The sequence below is a fragment of the Bartonella sp. AU55XJBT genome, assembly GCF_028618525.1.
The window spans coordinates 12,318-29,038 of sequence record NZ_JAQITC010000011.1; the positions used below are offsets into that span (position 1 = coordinate 12,318).

Sequence of the window (16,721 nt, forward strand, 5' to 3'; positions counted from 1 at the left end):
CGCATATTAAATTAAAAATTGCTTAATATTAATTAAATGTAATGTATAACGGAAATAAATTAAAAATGCTACTGTTTCATTTATAGTATTTTATTTTTTTAGATAAATTAAACAAAATTCTTTATAATATACAAAATGATATTTTTAAAAAAAACTTTTCGATCATCATTTAAATATCTGGTTTTTATATATATTATTCTTGCGGCTGTTTTTTATTTTCGTCAAAACTCTGAAGATGTTATGCAAAACCCTGTTGTGCAAAAAATAAAAAAGACCGTGGAAAAACAGTTTCAAGAACCAGATTTAAAAGTACGGGATCATGATCATACACAAGAAATGCCTTTATCTTTAGAATCTTTGTCATCACAATTTTATGAAGAAAATGTCCCTGTTTATTCCGGTGCTATAGAGGTCACAAGCGGTGTGACCTTTAAAATGATCACACCAACAGATGATGGATGGAGAAAAAGAATTGTGCGCAATATCCGCCTCTATGGTGTGGAAACCTGTGAAATGCGGCAATTCGCCTCACGACATGGTGTTAAATGGCCCTGTGGGGCTTTTGTCACGGCGTGGCTGGTCTCAAAAACAATCGATAAAAATGTTACTTGTCGGCAAACCCGTGTCATTCAACAAATTCATTATGCTCAATGTTTTGTGGATGGAGTGGATCTGGCACGCTTAGGGCTTGCAGAAGGGTTGATGGTTTTGACAAAAGATCAGCAGCATTTTCCCTCACCAGCAGACTATAAAAACTTACAATTGACCGCTCAAAAAGAAAAAAATGGCTTGTGGTCGAGCCAATTTCAACAACCAGAAGAGTGGAGAAGAGATCACGGGAGCTATAATCCCATTGACCATAATTGATAAAGAATTCTCTTCAGTGCTCTTTAAAATAAAGACAATATGCCACAACAAGCCTTAACAGCTTTAAAGTTGATCACAAGCGACATAGATCTGAGTGGATAACTCTCGCTACGGAAAATTAATGTGTTTGGAAAATTAATGTGTTTAAAGCTCGCTTACGCGTATAGGTTGGTATCTGCAAGTAGTGCTATATGAGAGCGCATTTCCTTCCCCTATAATGTCATTTCGCTTCGCTGTATATATGAGGAGAAATGGGAAAGAGGTTTAAGCGGGTTTATGGAACTTTGAGCCAAAATGAAGAAGGTTTCTTCTCAAGCGCTTGAAGAAGCTGAAAAAATTGATGAAAGAAAAAGGTGCTTTCTTTTATTGTAAAAGAAAGCACCGGGGGGATTAAGAGCGACAGCTTTGCATATTTTACTCTGAAAAGCGGTCTTTTTTATCTTTTTTCCACAGAAAATACGTTGCTAGTCCCAGAATGGGGACACACAATTTGGCAAAAGGAAGATGTTGACTGAGAACAGCAAGGCTGGAAACAGTCGCATCTGTCATCAGTTTGTGGCGTTGTTCTTCGGTCCTTTTTTGGTGATCATAGCGTTGATAAACCTTGAGAACCCGACTGATCATAAGCGCTAGTCCAGCAAGAAAAAGCCAAATTAAAAACATGATACTGGCGGCGGCAAGAGGTTTCATAACAGTACATAACCCAAGAAAACCAATCATACATAAAAAAAACAAAGCCATGAATAATGAAATGCCAATAAACCCACAGCAAAGGGCTTGAAGGCGTACTTGCTTGACAGTGCTTTTAAGCCCTCCACCGACAAGATGGTTTAAAAGAGGAGCGATAAACTTATGCATTGCTTAACGACGCAGTAATTGAGAAAGAATAAAACCAACCCCTGCTGCAAACAAAACGCTTTTGCCAGGATTTTTGCGAACACATTGATTCATGGTTTGTTCAAGATCGCTGATTTTGTCTTTTGCTTGAGACATGATGTCTTCACTACTTTCTTTCGCTGTATGATACAGTTTTTCCGCTTTATCTTTGGCCGCATTGAATTTTTTGGCACCAAGATCTGTCAGTGTGGAGGTCATCCCTGAAATTTCATGACGTAACGTTTCTAATTGTCCTTGGAGCTCGTTTTGTAGGTCTTTTTCTGCCGTGGTTTTATTGTTTTGTGTTGTTTTGTTCTTAGACATGATGTTCTTTCCCTCTCTTGTATCGTTGTGTTGGTGTGTTCATCGTAATCATTTGCATTGGAGCAAAAATTTTTACTGCTGGGGTAACGCTAAAAGTGTTTTTTGGTTCCTTGTCTTTTTGTGCAATTTAAAATTGTTTTATGCCTTTCAAGGTATGCAGTACCATTCTCTCGCTTTTGGGGGGCTGTTTTTTTAAAGGTTAAAGATCTTTTTCTTTAAGGGAAAAATCTTTGTTGTTTATCCCGTATAAATTATCCCTTGCAGGTATATGTTTTGTTCTCTTTATTCAAGAGCGGTTGAAATGAGAAAAGCTTGCATCTGAGGGGCTTATTCAACAGCAATGATGATCAATTATTCTTATAAGTCAATGTGTTGTAAGTAGAAAGATGATGCGTTATTTTTACATAGTGAGATATTATACGGGAGATTTCTTACAAGTCTATCATTTTGCCAAATTTACACAGTAAGGTGACTTAAGTAAGATAAACTTTTGAAGGGTTATAAAAAAATTTCTTGAATGATTTCTTTAGAAATAAGAGAGTGTTTAGGGAATAAAACTATACTTGATTTATCAAGTTTTCTTTCTTAAGAAGAATGCGGAAGTGACGTTGAAGAGAAGTGGCAGTGTGGAAAAGGGGTGCTCTGCGGGAATGATGATTCAGCGTATGATTGAAGATAAGACCACAAGAGTGTGAGATAGAAATGGAATCTGAAACAGTCCCTTTAGAGAAGAGTTCTGCTGTATTGGCAGTGCATGATTTTTCGCCTTTTTCTATGTTTATGGCTGCTGATTGGGTGGTAAAAGCTGTTATCATTCTTTTATTGCTTGCTTCTTTGATATCTTGGACAATTGCTTTTGTAAAAATTATTGAGATCACTTTGGCAAAACGACGCGTGCGTCATGAACTCCGATTGGTTCTGAACGCTCAGACTCTTACGCGTTTGGTTGCGAGCTTGAAAGAAAGCAAAGGGGCTGGGGTGTTTTTTCTCAAAGAAGTCCTTAAAGAGGTCTATCTTTCGACGCAAGAGGTCCATTTTGTTGCTCCTGAAGGAACAAGCGAAAGTTCGGGTGAGAGAACCAATCCAAGGAAAACTGCACAAACGCTTGAAGATATTCTCTTTTATGAGGAAAATAATCAATATGGAGATGTTTCTCGCGATGGTTATGTCCGCGATGTTCATGAAGGTTTAAAAGAAAGGGTTCATTCACTTTTGTCGCGCTGCTTGCTGGCGGCAACACGCCGTGTTGCCTGTGGAAGCGCTGTTCTTGCAACTATTGGCGCCATTGCACCCTTTGTGGGGCTTTTTGCAACAGTTTGGGGTATTATGAATTCTTTTATTGGAATTGCTCAGTCGCAAACAACGCGGCTTGATGTGGTGGCTCCTGGAATTGCTGAAGCCTTATTTGCGACGGCGATTGGGCTTTTTGTAGCGATCCCTGCCGTTGTTATGTATAATAGCCTTATGCGTGCTTTGAATGGGTATCGCAGTGATTTAGGTGATATCGCTGCTGCTCTTGAAAGGCTCTTGAGTCGTGAACTTGATCGACAAAGACAACAGAAAAGTCATAAAAAATGAAAGCAAGCTTTAATGATGATTTCGATCTCGATGAAAGTGGGTTGCACAGTGAAATCAATGTGACCCCTTTTATTGATGTTGTGTTGGTGTTGCTGATTGTTTTTATGGTTGCTGCACCGTTGGCAACATCTGTCATTCCTGTTCAGCTTCCTTCGATCACTCAAGCGCCTTCAGTGGTTCAACCTGATGAGCCCCTTTATGTTACTTTGCAAAAAGATCACTCTCTTTACATTGGCGATCATCTGATAGAACAAGCCGCGTTAAGGGAAACTTTGTTGAGAGAAACTAAGCAAAATTTAGAGACAAAAATTTTAATCAAAGCCGATAGTGAAATTGATTATGGCATTGTCATCGATTTATTAAACCAAATACGCATGGCTGGATATGGGAAAATCGGTCTTGTCGGATTGCAAAACTCTCCCACTCTTGCCGCAAGGGGTGGGGACAATCATAAAACAGCAGATGAAACAAATGGACCTGTTGTGACAGACGGTGCTATCGAGAAAGCGGGCGCTAACGTGCTGGGACATGTGGAGGCGGAAACAACCAGTACTGTGGAAAACGCTCATATTTCTGGAACAGCTTCTGCCCCATGATAAAAAATGTCTGATAAAAAAATAGCTTTGTTGAAGGAAGCAAAGAAACTTCATCAAAGATATAAAGTGAAATTGATTATGGCATTGTCATCGATTGATTTAACCAAAGATATATGCGCTGGATAGCGTCAAATCAGTCTGATCGGATTATAAAACGCTCTCAATTTTGCGGCTAACGGATAAGAGATATGGTCTGATGGCGGAAAAGACAAATTGGTCATGAGATAATCTTATGGCATTTGAATCGCTTATTTTACAAGACAATGCATTCTGCTTAAATCTAATCAAGAGGCGGTGTCTTTCGGATTATCCTAACCAATTTGTTTTAGGGGTTTGCGGGCATGTGAGGGGGGAGGGGTATGTGGAGGATTGTGCGTTTAAGTGAGAAGCGGGAAGGAGGATGCGTGTTTTAAAAGTCCTAAGTGATCAAGAAAAGACGTATTGGAATAAGGGTATATCTTAAGTGCAAAGGTTTTTGCTTCTTCAAGGATTGTATGTCAATCAAGACCAGTAGAACCCGCTGTTGCGTCGAAAGGGAAGTTTTATTGTTTCAAACGCAAGATTTTCTGAATTGATAACGTTACGGGGGGCGTGAATGGTGAGAAGGGACGTGAGAGGAGAAAGCATGCAGAGCTTGTGCTTTTGGTGAAAAGATGAGAGCCTTGTTGGGTGTAAGCAGACGCTGCTTTGCTTTAAAGGCTCAAGGAACCTCAAAAATCAAGAGAAAGGAGTTCAAAATCTAAGGGGCTCTAAACAATCAAGGGATTGAGAAGTGAAAGAGTCGTTAGATATGAGCCTTGTATTGCTTTGAGCTGCTTTAAGTATGCCCTGTGGAACCAAAACCTCCTGTTCCACGGCTCTCTGCATGACTTTGGCTGTCTGTTTGCTCTGGTTTAATGGCGCAGACAGTGACTTTTGTGACGGGAGCGATGACGGTTTGGGCAATGCGCATGCCTCGTTCAATCGAAAAGTCTTCCTGACCACAATTGATAAGCAAAACTTTGACTTCGCCACGGTAATCACTATCAATTGTCCCAGGGGTGTTAAGGCAGGTGATGCCGTGTTTTAAAGCGAGACCAGAGCGTGGACGTATTTGTGCTTCATAGCCTGGAGATAAATGAAAAATGAGACCCGTTGGAATAAGAGCACGCTGCCCTGGCGAAAGGATGAGCGTTTCTTCTTCTCCAAGGGCGGCGCGTAGATCAAGACCCGCAGAACCGGCTGTCGCGTAGTGAGGAAGTTCTAAGCCTTGTCCGTGTGCAAGAATCTCGACGGACAAAGTCACAGAGTGGGAAGATTTTGAAGAGACACAATTTTCTTGGTTGTTTAGCGGTGCGTTGGTTTCAGGGTGCGGCATGATCAAGGCATTTCCAAAATATGAGATCTAGAAAAAATGGTACTTTAACAAAAGATATCCATAAAACCAAGTTGATAAAGTTGTTTTGATGCAGGTTGTCCCCAAAGCTTGGTTATCATCTCTTGCTGATCCACAAGACTCCAAAGCATATATCCCAAAGCACCATAAGAGCATTTTGCGCATGGCTAATGATGATTGCGTGTTCCGTTAAAAGGGATACCCTATGAGAGAGCTCAATTATATTTGCGATCGAAAGGATAGGGGCGCGTGTTTTTAAATACTGCCGATAAGAATCCCTGTGGCAAAAACCAAAGCCCCCCCAATGATGACCTGTAAAGAGGCGCGCCAAAAAGGGGTCGACATGTATTTGTTCTGGATCCAGACAATGGCGCCTAGTTCGAAAAAAACAATGATACAGGCAATCACTGTTGCGAGGTAAAAAGAATTGATTAAATAGGGAAGCGTATGACCTAACCCGCCCAATGTTGTCATAATGCCGCTGGCAAGACCTCTTTTCAATGGTGAACCGCGCCCTGATAATTTGCCATCATCATGGGCTGCTTCTGTGAAACCCATTGAAAGTCCTGCTCCAATGGAAGCTGAGAGCCCGATCAAAAAAGTTTGATGCGTTTCTCCTGTGGCAAAAGCGGCAGCAAAAATGGGGGCAAGGGTGGAGACAGAGCCATCCATTAATCCGGCAAGACCTGGTTGAATCCATGTCAAAAGTGTTTGTTTTTGCGCTTTCGAGGGCTTTTTTATGGTGTGATTTGCTGCTGTTTTTTTAGGGGAGGGTTGGCTCCCCTTGCTTTTTACAAAAGAAGTTTGTTCACATAATCCATCCGCCGTGTGCGCACGATTATGGCAAGAAAGACACAAAAGTTGCTTATAATTTTCAAGCTCTTGAATCCCCATAGCGGCAAAAACCGCTGCTTCTTTAGAGGAATAAGGCTCTAGCGCTTTTGCATATTTTAAATAGAGTGCTGCTTGTTGCTCTTTGACTTTGAGTGCTTGAAGAAGCATTTTTTGTGCCGAACGAAAGAACAGAGCTTTACGCTGTACAAATGAAAAAAACGATTTCAACATTCTCTGTTCCTTTGCACTTTAGAATAATTCTAAAAGATGAAGAAAAATAAACCAAAAGTCAACCTAAAAGTTACAAACTGAAAAATTGCAAAAAGGTTGCAGTGAGAAAAAAAGAAAAAAATGTGGGAGCGCCATGAACGTAAAGCTGACCAATCAAATCAATAAAGGAGATTTATCTAGGGCTGTCGAGAGGGCCATCGTGAAGGATTGAGAGAAAATAGGCTTTATTTTGCTAAAGAAGCGTTGCAATAGAGCGTTCCAATTATTGTACGAGAGCCAATGGATTTAGGCCCGAGACTGTATGGAAAGAAATAAAGCCAGCGCCATCATTTAGTTGATGCGTCCAAAAGACGATAAAAAACTTTTTGAATTTGAGAACATTCTTTAAAAAAGACCTTGTCTCAAGGGACCCAAGTCCCTTTTTGCAAGGATATTCGTGAAGGATAGAGCAATAAGGCACTCATGAAATACTATACATTCCCCCTATGAAATACTATACATTCCCCCTATGAAATACTATACATTCCCCCTATGAAATACTATACATTCATTGAGTCTTCACATCTTGATGCTTCATAAACCGGTACCATGACATCTGCTTAGTCCCCAATGTTTGCGACAGTCTTTAGTACGGTATTCTCGGTATTTTTATTGGATCGTTTTACATCCCGCATCGCGTTTTAAGTGTAAGCCAGTCCCCTTATGATATTAGCATTGAGGTGGATTTATTGGCATCTAACAAATTATCTTTTGTGCTGTGATTGGGATTGGTTTGAAAGGTTGGAATGTATCAATGAGCGAGATATTATCATTTCAAATTGTTTGATCACGCATGAAAATTGATGCTTTATGAAGGATCATTTATTACCTTATATCTTGCATGAAAGCCCCAAATTCAGTAGGATTCTCTCACTTCAAAACTTCTTATATTGAATCAATCACAATCATTTCCTTGTGAATCACGAGAAGGGGGGAAGTTTTCATTTTGATGAATGAGGTGAGTTGCAATGGGAGAAGTGCATAGTCTTTAAACATCAAAGGACGAGTACTCTTGATGTTTAAAAAGAATGGTTAAATTTTGTAGATCATAAAGAGACGTAGTATATGGAAATTAATAAAGGGTTAGAATGGTTTTTGGATTTTCAAAAACTAACAATACCGCAGGCAGCGTTTTTAATAGCCGGATTAAATCCAGGAAAATGTACTCTTTTCAACAAAATAAAACCAGAAGAGAGTGGTATTTACGAAGGTCACCGTCTCGTCTCATTAGATAAAACTTCTAATTTTCGAGGAGCTTATCATGCTATCGTTCAAGCAGGAAAAGACTATCGGTTAAAGATAGAATGGTCGTATGATTTTTTTGGTAATATAGATGCAGATTCCTCACATGTTTTCGTTGAAGATTTAAAAGAATGGCTTTTATCATGTGGTTATCGCCCTGCATTTTTCTTTCCTAAGAATGATTCTGACAACATTAAAGATCACAAATATACGTTTCAAAATCCAAATCATCCACGTTATGCTCCAAAGCTTGCTGCAGCTGTGGCGGCATGGGAAGAGGTGAGCGAGGCTGCACCAAATAAAAGTGTTAAAGCAACGCTTGCAGAATGGGTGCAAGAGAATGCTGAAAAATATGTAAAGAAAAATGGTGAATTAACAAAGGATTTCATTGAGCAGGTTTCAAGTGTTGCTAATTGGGATCCTACCGGAGGGGCTCCAAAAACAAAAGCTAGCGTTTCTTTATCAGAAAAAAAGACACTAAAAAAGTGATAATTGCTCCTCTTGATGATTCAGAAATGCCTTTCTAGGGGGGAGGTTTAAGCTATCCTCCCATAGGTTATAAGTCATTGTTTTTACATAAGAAAATATTTTATCGTCTTTCAATGACTGTTCAGAGAGGGGGAAATAGACATTGTTGGGCAGTAAAACTTACCTTCTCGTTTTCATAACTTAACCATCTATTTTTATTGGATTTTTTTGGGCATTGTTCAATTCGAATCAAATGCAATGAAATTGAAAATGCTATGGAAATGACAATGCTAAAAAAAATTTTTTCTTTTTTCACAGTGCGCAAAAGTGCAAAAAATTCTCAAGGAAATATACCGATGAATGGATCAATATTGGAGCAGCCTGTGGCGGATGAGGTGGTGCGCAAATCATTTAGAGGGAGCGTGTTGTCGCGTTGGTTAAAGTTTGAATTTATCATTGTGATGGAAAAGGTCAAAATACGGCGTCCTGCGCGCTCTCCCTAAAGAAACCTTGCTCTCTATCGCTTTGTGAAGGATTTCTCTTGAAAAATTGGCGCCATAGTAAAACCCTCTCTATGGTATAATAAGAAAAGGATATCTTATGATTTATTATGATGAAAATGCGAAAAGAATAACGGCTGTATGGTGTGGTCACTCTGGAATGATATTCTGTTGTCCAGAGGATGATTGATATTTCAGTGCCTCTTTTGTCCATTTATTTCTGACCAATGGAAGTGATGAACAAGCTTTTGTTTTATGGTGATGGTGGTCAACGTTAAAGAATGACACTTGGAGAATATCAAGGGCTTTCAAGGGGGGGGCAAAGAAAAATATATTCCGCTATAGGGGGTGTTTCTTGGAAATAAAGTTGACCATTAAAATTGCTTGTTTAAAGGAAATAGGTAACCGTGTGAGGAGAATATAGCTTGAGGACTGTTTATTATAAAAAAGTTTTCTAAAGAGAGAATTATAATCCTTGCTATCGGGTAAGACTCTTTACTTTTAGTTTGTGATCGTTCTTTTGCGTGATGACGGTGATACTCTTATTGGATCGCTTAAAACAAAAAGCAAGCGCCTCAATGACGAAAGGAGTGGTTTCCCACTCCTTCGTTCCTATCTCCCCTTGCGGGGAAGCGGCCACCATTACTGATGCCGTATATGCCTTTCTATATACGCTTATTTTTTTTAAAAGTCAAGGGTTCAAACGGGGTAAATGTTTGAGCATAAGAGCAACAACTTTATGAAATTCTTCTTCTGATAATCTTGGGGCGCCACTATGTGAGCAACTAAGACGGCTTACTGAGACGGTTGTTACATAATTGCAGATAATCCATGCTTTTTTATGTTCTATCGGAGATTGTAAGGGATAAGCCGCAGGATTATTCGGTTGTGATTTTGTTGAAAATGGCAAAACCGTAACATTCCCGTAGAGTTTTGCATTCTTAGAAAGCACTAAAACAGGACGTTTTTTCCAGAATTCAGGGAGGATCGAATCATGAGGAAAATCGCACCAAAAAACTTGTCGAATGCGCGGTGCTGATTTGAGCCGAGGTTTTATATGAGGGGGTTTTGTGTAAGGGGCATTGAGATCCCCTAATTTCACATGTTCTCGCCATGCAGCATGATCATGTTCCATCACACTATGCGGTGCTTCAAGGTGACAGATTTCTACAGGTGTGAGCGGGGGAGGGGGAGGCGTTGTGTTTTTATCCTCAGGCATGGTTGACCATTCAATATTTATTGGTCCCCTCACTTAATTTTCTGATCGCTTCTCTGCTGCCAGCTTCTATCAAAATATTGCTGTTAAGTACAGAGAAGCAAAACAATAAGATATAGATATCCGTTGTTTTTTTGTTGTTCCGCCTCCCTTTGGGAAGGAAAACATTGATAACAACATTAAATCTGCAAAGGCATGAAAAAAACAGAAGGATATTTTACAACAAAAGGTTGTTTCATTCGTTTTAATGTTCAAGGAGAAATTTGATGATGAGATGATGTTTGTGGACGCGTGTTACAGGGGATAATTCTTGTGTTATGGATGCTTTGTGCTGGGTGTTCCTGTGGCTGTGGAGACCCATGCGCTATGTGGTGTTTTTAAGAGAAAGTATGCTGTTCTGTCTGTGGGGGGCGTTTATGTTTTGTGGCTTGAAAGAATGCCTTTTGAAGTGATATAGAGGCTCATAAGGGTGAAAAAGAGGCTTGCAACCACATTCCAACCGGCAAATGAAAGAAAAAGAAAATGGGTGGGGGCTTCTGAACAAGAAGGAGGGTGGATGTTGTTTAATTGGTTAAGCAGCTGGTTAACGTCTGAGGTCTTGCGCACAGCGTTTAGGCCACAACTGAGAGGAGCTTCCCAAAAGCCATATTCAACACCGGCATGATAAATGGCTAAAACAAGGCTGATGCTCATTAAGACAAAAACACATAAAAATAAAAGTTGTATCCAAGAAGACATGCGAAAAAACCACGCTCCAAAACCTGCTAAGAGCAGAAATGGGACGGCACCGTAATAGGGAAAACGCTCGATAAGACATAAATCGCAAGGAAGATACCCACCAAGATATTCAAAACAAAGGGCTAGACCTACCGTGGCGGACAAGCAAAAAGCCAGAAAAAAAGCCCATAAACTTTGTTCTTTTCTGCTGGGTTCTCGATGAAGATGCTTGTTTAAAAGGGAATGGGAAGACAAAATACATGCCATGGGGTCTGTTCCTTATAAAAGCTTCTTGTTTAAAAAAGCTATGAAAATCCCATAAATCAAAAGGAGACTAACACACCCTACGAGAATAATCCATTTGAAATGCTGTCTTAGGAAATTCATTGCTTTTTGTCCAAAATGTTTAATCAGCCACGCGAGAAGATAAAAACGAGCGCCTCGGGAAAAAATACAAATGAGAATGAAAAGTTCAAGACGGACACTCATCACACCGGCTAAAATTGTGACAATTTTGATGGGGGGAAGATGAAAAAAACCTGATGTTATCAGTAAAATAATCAGAAATTGTAGGGTGGCACTGTTTTTTAGAGATTCAAAACTTTCAACTTTACCGTAAAATTCTAAAATGGGTTTGGCAAGGGTGTCATAAGCAAAATGTCCGATAAACCAACCGGTAATGCCTCCTAAAACAGAACAAATTGTTGCAATGAAAGCATAGCGATAAACCTGCTTTTGACGGATAAGCAGCAGCGGGATATATAAAATATCTACGGGAATTGGAAAAAAAGAACTTTCAATAAAGGCAATGAAACCAAGCCAGTGTGGTGCTGTACGCCGATTTGCTAAAGAAATCGTCCAAAGCTTTAATTTGTTTAATATCATGAGATTTTTATAAATTTAAGAGGTAAAAACTTTACAAATGAAAGTGCTGTAAATCCGATAAAGAAATCCAATAAAGAAAATATTCCCTCAAACAGAGAAGAAAATGAGAGGAATTCTTAAAAAATCAGAAGTCTGCTGTTGACGAATCTATCCTTCTTCATATAGTGCAAAAGAATGATCGACAAGTCTGTCTTTTATAGCCCTGTCTTTTATAACAATGTGCGGGTGTGGTGGAACTGGTAGACGCGCCAGACTCAAAATCTGGTTCCGAAAGGAGTGTCGGTTCGAGTCCGACCACCCGCACCACTTTATAAAGTTTTCCCTTTATCCTGCTCTTGCAACTTTTGTATGCCAAATGGGTGCGAGGATATTATGTGTCTTTGTTTACGTAATCTCTACTCTTTAAAAGATATTGCTTTAGAGGCTTTTGAAAGTCGTAAAGTAAAAAACAAAAGGAAATGGTGAGGCTGGATCTGTTCTTGCGTTGATAACTTTATGTTCTCTCCAAATGGATATGCAATATCCTCTCTCCACTCTGGAATACAATAACTATAAAACACCGTCATTTGAGATGTTGTGATAGAGGGTATGTAAACTTCCTTGGGGAAACGTTATAGTATTTTTTTCAGTTGTGTGTTGGATCTTCTTAAGCTTGTTTGTTGCGCTTTAAGTTTAAGGTAATCCCATGGGTGAAAAAGTGAGAGGAGCCCGCTAAGAGTTATTGTGTTTTTACAAACCGATATGGGGTTTTGAAAATAGGGGTTAGAATCTTTATCCTTTGAGAGTGAGGAAGAGAGCAATATCATCCTATGAAATTGCAGTTAATGCCCAGTATCTGTATTTCTTTTCAAGAAATATCGGGGCTCTTATTTATTTTTATTTCACGATGATGTCCAATGGTGTGAGGGTAAAGCTCTTCTATTTCAAATGCATGACATGAAAGAGGGAGGCGATAGAGGCTTGCAAGAAGCTGGACGGTTTTGCGATTGTGTGTTGATCGTTGAGCGCTGGTCTTTAGAGTCTTCGTCTTTTTAAAAAGGGAGAGAGGCATGAAAAAAACCCCGCTTTTAACAGGGTTTTTTAAACATTTCATTATTTTCTATAAGCGATTAGAATTTAACATTAGAATTTATAAGCGATGCCAAGGCGAAAATTATGCGCTTGGGCACTCATTTTAAGTTCATCATTGGCCAATTTCTGTTTAAAAAAATCTGTATAACGATATTCTGTTCGCATGATAATGTCATCTGTCATGGCAAGATCAAAGCCACCCCCAACAGTATAACCAATCATTGTTTTTGTTTTATCGAACACATTGCCAGAAGCAAATACTGTCGAATCTTCTTGCGACTTTGTTAAAAGCGATAGGATATATTGCATTTGTGTGTAGGCAAAACCCCCTGCAATATAAGGCATCAGACGATGGGAAGCAAAACCAATGCGCGCACGCAGAGCGCCAGCCCATTTTTCTTTCAATGTTACACTGCTCACAACAAGATCACCATAGTTGGGTATCGTTTCATCCTGAGCTGCAGGTTTTATAATAGGAATCCCAGCTTCGTGAAAAACGGCATTAAGAGAGTCCAATTTATCGAGAATTTGCTTGCCATTATCCGTTTGGGTGTCTTTCCGCCCAGACCAGATCATATCCGTATCAAAACTGACAATAAGGTTATCTCCTAGATCAATGTTAGAACCTACATAAAAACCGCCGACAAATCCCGATGGTTTCGGTGAGAGATCTCTGTTGACCCAAGCCCATTTCCCATCATGGGATTCTGGTGCGTAATTTAAAGTGCTGTTACTGGAAACATGTCCAATTTGTCCACCAAAATAAAAACCAGTCCAAGAAAAAGGCGCGGAAACAGCCTTTGGTGCAATCCTTGGTGCTAAACCACTTGACGCTGTAACATTCGGTTTTGATGGTTGAAACATCACTGTATCAGCGGCTTGCACTGTTGAAGCAGTCATAAAAGTGAAAAGAGAGAGTGCAATTAAACATTTTGTATTCATAAAACGTCCCCAATTTATTTCAATTACATAATGTATTATGCATAAATTAGTTAAAAAAATCTATATATAATTTCATTATGAAAAAATAAAATATACTAAAAATCCATATTTTTTCAGTGTTAAGCGTTTTTTGAAAAACGTGTTTATCTTACTTTCATCGAGAATATCTTAATTTTAAAGGATTTTTTTGGCTGTATTCTTTCAGTGTTCTCTGTATTGTAGAAAACATTACGGTTTAATAAATAAAATTTTAGCTTGTTAAAAAATATTATTTTGTAGATATAAAAATACTTTTTATTGTTAATGTATAAATACATTATCCATAATGATTGTTATCTTTGTGCTTAATATAGGTTTGATATCAATGTCCTTCGGTTTAAAAAAGGGCGCAGGGAGCCCTCCCTATATCTTTGCCAGTTTTTAATCTTGAGACTCCTTTTGTGTGGCGATAGCCTTGAGGGTTTGAGAAAAAGAGCAATGTTCTGTTTTCAATTGTTTTTATCGCTATACTAAGCTTGCTTGTGATGATCCAAACGCTGCGTTTGGATTGATTGAATGGAATGTTAAAAAAAGGGGGATATGAACAATAACAAGGGGCGGTATGAAGCATAAAAAGAAGGGAGTGCTATTCGTCTATGTGGTTTTCTTTTATGGAAAAGGATAAATCATTCTCTCGTTCATTTCAGCTGGAACGAGGATCGTGACCTAAAGACCGATTAATATTGGCAATTTTTAAAGAGAGTAGCTTTTAAAGAGATCAGCGTATGGATTTAAGCTTGTGCGACAATGCGCAAGCGCGCCATGATGCGCAAGCGCTTCAAATTGAGTATGCGTTGTTTTAAAGGATATTCTTGAAAGGGCTTTAGATTGTTTTGAGCAAAGGGAAACAATTCAAGTCAAAAATCTTTCGCAGCATTGCGTTCTGTTCCAACCGCTGTTGCTTCATTGAGAAGCATTCCTATGGTTACGCTTCAGTAAAAAAAGAGCAAGCCGGTATTATCACACACTTAGGCCTGTTCTAAAATGTTGTGGACCAATCCGTAGCACTGCTCGGGGGGGAGGGGGAGTAGAGGCATTTTGAGTCCTTTTTTATAAAAATTTTATACCTCCCACACATTCCGCTTGTGATGTCAAGCCAAGTGATTTGATTGTTTCAACCAATATAAAGGAATTTAAAATGAGAGAATCTCATGGTATTTGAGATTCTTATTCGCGTTGAATAATGCTATATTATCGTTATACATCAATATATTATCTCTTTTTGACCAGAGCCAAAATAGAGATGAGAGCTTAAAATAAACACTGTAGACAGCTATCATCGGGGCGTAGGTGCCCCGATGGCTTTGAGGGATAAGGTTTAAGAAGTTTTTTTCTTCTTTGTTAGATTCTTATTGGGGAGCGATCATCTTTTTAGGATCAACCAGTCGGTCATAATCTTCTCCAGAAACGCCTGCTTTGAGGGCTTCAGTGCGCAAAGTGGTATCATTTTTATGCGCGGCTTTGGCAATTTCAGCGGCTTTTTCATAGCCAATTTCTGGGGCAAGAGCTGTGACTAACATGAGTGAACGCTCCATAAGGGCGTGAATATGAACCCGATTGGCGCGTAATCCTTGAATGCAATGCATATCAAAAGAACGCATGCAATCCCCAAGAAGGGTAATCGATTGTAAAACGTTATAGCCAATAACAGGTTTATAGACGTTGAGTTCAAAATGTCCCTGACTGGCGGCAAAGGTGACGGTGGTATGATTGCCAAAAACTTGGGCTGCAACCATGGTCATGGCTTCACACTGGGTGGGGTTAACTTTGCCGGGCATAATAGAGGAGCCTGGTTCATTTTCAGGCAAGTTGAGTTCGCCTAAGCCGGAACGGGGACCAGAACCTAAAAACCGAATGTCATTGGCAATTTTAAAGAGATCAGCGGCGAGAGCATTCAAGCTGCCATGGAAATGCGCAAGAGCACCATGATGAGCCAGCGCCTCAAATTTATTGTGCGCCGTCTTAAAGGATATGCCTGTGAGGGTGCTGATCGTTTCTGCAAAGGCAACGTCAAAGCCTTTCGGGGCGTTGAGCCCTGTTCCCACAGCTGTTCCGCCTTGAGCAAGCATTTGAACATCAACAAGGGCTGTTTCAATCCGATGAAGATTGGCTTCCAGGGCGACCCGATAACCTGAAAATTCTTGGGCAAGCGTTAAGGGGGTTGCATCTTGTGTATGGGTGCGTCCAATTTTGATAATGTCGGCAAATTCTTCTTCTTTTTTCTTGAAAGTGGTAATGAGCGCTTCAAGAATAGGAAAAAGATGTTGGCGTGTTTGCAGCGTGGTGGCAATGTGAAGCGCCGTGGGAAAGGAATCGTTGGAGGATTGACTCATATTGACATGATCATTGGGATGAACAGGCTTTTTGCTGCCCAGTTTGCCTCCCAAAAGCATGCTCGCATGGTTGGCGATCACCTCATTGACGTTCATATTGCTTTGTGTCCCGGAGCCTGTTTGCCAAACAGAAAGAGGAAAATGCGTATCAAAAGCGCCAGAGAGAACTTCATCAGCCGCTGTGACAATCGCTTTGCCAATCTTTTGAGAAAGTTTGCCTTTGTCCATATTGACAAGGGCGGCGGCTTTTTTGATAAGGCTTAAAGCATAAATGATGGTAAGAGGCTGCTTTTCACTGCCAATATTAAAATTATGCAGAGAACGTTCAGTTTGTGCTCCCCAATAACGATCTTGGCGTACCGAAATCGTTCCAAAGCTATCCGTTTCCTGACGTGTTTCAACCATGATAAGATCCTTTATTTGTTCACGGGTTCTTAAAAAGCTAAATAACGCGAAATGGCACGAAGAAGCAAGACGTGGAAACTTTTTATAGAGAAATTATTTTATCGCTATCCTTGACATTGAGAAAGGCCGATTTTATATCTTGGATAGTGTTAGCACTCACAGTGAGAGAGTGCTAGCAAGAAC

The 16,721-nt window shown here is 39.7% G+C and carries 14 protein-coding genes and 1 tRNA gene; 6 read left to right on the plus strand and 9 right to left on the minus strand.

Annotated elements, in window-relative coordinates:
- Window positions 1-135 precede the first annotated feature (135 nt).
- Complete coding sequence (locus PVV70_RS06690; RefSeq protein ID WP_273758498.1) at window positions 136-867, plus strand: nuclease; 732 nt, start codon at window positions 136-138, stop codon at window positions 865-867.
- A gap of 414 nt (window positions 868-1,281) precedes the next feature.
- On the opposite strand, the gene PVV70_RS06695 is transcribed toward PVV70_RS06690, so the two are convergent.
- Both PVV70_RS06695 and PVV70_RS06700 read right to left on the minus strand, forming a co-directional pair.
- Complete coding sequence (locus tag PVV70_RS06695) at window positions 1,282-1,725, minus strand: hypothetical protein (protein WP_273758499.1); 444 nt, start codon at window positions 1,723-1,725, stop codon at window positions 1,282-1,284.
- Between the two features lie 3 nt (window positions 1,726-1,728).
- On the minus strand, window positions 1,729-2,067 hold the full coding sequence (locus tag PVV70_RS06700) for a YqjD family protein (protein WP_273758500.1): 339 nt from the start codon (window positions 2,065-2,067) through the stop codon (window positions 1,729-1,731).
- Between the two features lie 702 nt (window positions 2,068-2,769).
- Here PVV70_RS06700 and PVV70_RS06705 point away from each other — a divergent pair.
- Window positions 2,770-3,645, plus strand: a complete 876-nt coding sequence (locus PVV70_RS06705) for a MotA/TolQ/ExbB proton channel family protein (RefSeq protein WP_273758501.1) — start codon at window positions 2,770-2,772, stop codon at window positions 3,643-3,645.
- The gene (locus PVV70_RS06710; RefSeq protein ID WP_273758502.1) at window positions 3,642-4,241 is read left to right on the plus strand and encodes a biopolymer transporter ExbD; all 600 of its coding nucleotides are present in this window, start codon (window positions 3,642-3,644) and stop codon (window positions 4,239-4,241) included. Before PVV70_RS06705 ends, PVV70_RS06710 begins: the two co-directional genes overlap by 4 nt.
- An 817-nt stretch (window positions 4,242-5,058) precedes the next feature.
- On the opposite strand, the gene dut is transcribed toward PVV70_RS06710, so the two are convergent.
- A complete protein-coding gene (dut, locus tag PVV70_RS06715) occupies window positions 5,059-5,598 on the minus strand; it encodes a dUTP diphosphatase (protein WP_273758503.1) in 540 nt (179 codons plus the stop codon).
- Between the two features lie 273 nt (window positions 5,599-5,871).
- Entirely contained in the window at window positions 5,872-6,681 is an 810-nt protein-coding gene (locus PVV70_RS06720) for a VIT1/CCC1 transporter family protein (protein ID WP_273758504.1), read from the minus strand.
- A gap of 1,104 nt (window positions 6,682-7,785) precedes the next feature.
- Between PVV70_RS06720 and PVV70_RS06725 the strand changes: the two genes are divergently transcribed.
- Complete coding sequence (locus PVV70_RS06725; protein ID WP_273758505.1) at window positions 7,786-8,451, plus strand: hypothetical protein; 666 nt, start codon at window positions 7,786-7,788, stop codon at window positions 8,449-8,451.
- 266 nt (window positions 8,452-8,717) lie between these two features.
- Window positions 8,718-8,933, plus strand: a complete 216-nt coding sequence (locus PVV70_RS06730; RefSeq protein WP_273758506.1) for a hypothetical protein — start codon at window positions 8,718-8,720, stop codon at window positions 8,931-8,933.
- Between the two features lie 688 nt (window positions 8,934-9,621).
- Here PVV70_RS06730 and PVV70_RS06735 read toward each other — a convergent pair.
- The 3 genes from PVV70_RS06735 to PVV70_RS06745 form a co-directional block, all read right to left on the minus strand.
- Window positions 9,622-10,149 carry a type II toxin-antitoxin system PemK/MazF family toxin gene (locus PVV70_RS06735; RefSeq protein ID WP_273758507.1) on the minus strand — a complete coding sequence of 176 codons (528 nt, stop codon included), beginning with the start codon at window positions 10,147-10,149 and terminating at the stop codon, window positions 9,622-9,624.
- Window positions 10,150-10,560: 411 nt separating this feature from the next.
- The gene (locus tag PVV70_RS06740; RefSeq protein ID WP_273758508.1) at window positions 10,561-11,130 is read right to left on the minus strand and encodes a disulfide bond formation protein B; all 570 of its coding nucleotides are present in this window, start codon (window positions 11,128-11,130) and stop codon (window positions 10,561-10,563) included.
- Between the two features lie 12 nt (window positions 11,131-11,142).
- On the minus strand, window positions 11,143-11,748 hold the full coding sequence (locus PVV70_RS06745; protein WP_273758509.1) for a YqaA family protein: 606 nt from the start codon (window positions 11,746-11,748) through the stop codon (window positions 11,143-11,145).
- A 221-nt stretch (window positions 11,749-11,969) separates the two neighbouring features.
- On the opposite strand from PVV70_RS06745, the gene PVV70_RS06750 reads away from it, so the two are divergent.
- Window positions 11,970-12,054 (plus strand) — tRNA-Leu (locus PVV70_RS06750).
- Between the two features lie 816 nt (window positions 12,055-12,870).
- On the opposite strand, the gene PVV70_RS06755 is transcribed toward PVV70_RS06750, so the two are convergent.
- Together PVV70_RS06755 and fumC are read right to left on the minus strand one after the other, a co-directional pair.
- Window positions 12,871-13,761, minus strand: a complete 891-nt coding sequence (locus PVV70_RS06755; RefSeq protein WP_273758510.1) for an outer membrane protein — start codon at window positions 13,759-13,761, stop codon at window positions 12,871-12,873.
- A 1,388-nt stretch (window positions 13,762-15,149) separates the two neighbouring features.
- Entirely contained in the window at window positions 15,150-16,538 is a 1,389-nt protein-coding gene (fumC, locus tag PVV70_RS06760; protein WP_273758511.1) for a class II fumarate hydratase, read from the minus strand.
- Window positions 16,539-16,721 lie beyond the last annotated feature (183 nt).

Excerpts from the sequence above, each read along its gene's own strand:
- PVV70_RS06690 (WP_273758498.1), top strand. The coding sequence starts at position 136 with ATGATATTTTTAAAAAAAACTTTTCGATCATCATTTAAATATCTGGTT.
- PVV70_RS06695 (WP_273758499.1), bottom strand. The coding sequence starts at position 1,725 with ATGCATAAGTTTATCGCTCCTCTTTTAAACCATCTTGTCGGTGGAGGG.
- PVV70_RS06700 (WP_273758500.1), bottom strand. The coding sequence starts at position 2,067 with ATGTCTAAGAACAAAACAACACAAAACAATAAAACCACGGCAGAAAAA.
- PVV70_RS06705 (WP_273758501.1), top strand. The coding sequence starts at position 2,770 with ATGGAATCTGAAACAGTCCCTTTAGAGAAGAGTTCTGCTGTATTGGCA.
- PVV70_RS06710 (WP_273758502.1), top strand. The coding sequence starts at position 3,642 with ATGAAAGCAAGCTTTAATGATGATTTCGATCTCGATGAAAGTGGGTTG.
- dut (WP_273758503.1), bottom strand. The coding sequence starts at position 5,598 with ATGCCGCACCCTGAAACCAACGCACCGCTAAACAACCAAGAAAATTGT.
- PVV70_RS06720 (WP_273758504.1), bottom strand. The coding sequence starts at position 6,681 with ATGTTGAAATCGTTTTTTTCATTTGTACAGCGTAAAGCTCTGTTCTTT.
- PVV70_RS06725 (WP_273758505.1), top strand. The coding sequence starts at position 7,786 with ATGGAAATTAATAAAGGGTTAGAATGGTTTTTGGATTTTCAAAAACTA.
- PVV70_RS06730 (WP_273758506.1), top strand. The coding sequence starts at position 8,718 with ATGCTAAAAAAAATTTTTTCTTTTTTCACAGTGCGCAAAAGTGCAAAA.
- PVV70_RS06735 (WP_273758507.1), bottom strand. The coding sequence starts at position 10,149 with ATGCCTGAGGATAAAAACACAACGCCTCCCCCTCCCCCGCTCACACCT.
- PVV70_RS06740 (WP_273758508.1), bottom strand. The coding sequence starts at position 11,130 with ATGGCATGTATTTTGTCTTCCCATTCCCTTTTAAACAAGCATCTTCAT.
- PVV70_RS06745 (WP_273758509.1), bottom strand. The coding sequence starts at position 11,748 with ATGATATTAAACAAATTAAAGCTTTGGACGATTTCTTTAGCAAATCGG.
- PVV70_RS06755 (WP_273758510.1), bottom strand. The coding sequence starts at position 13,761 with ATGAATACAAAATGTTTAATTGCACTCTCTCTTTTCACTTTTATGACT.
- fumC (WP_273758511.1), bottom strand. The coding sequence starts at position 16,538 with ATGGTTGAAACACGTCAGGAAACGGATAGCTTTGGAACGATTTCGGTA.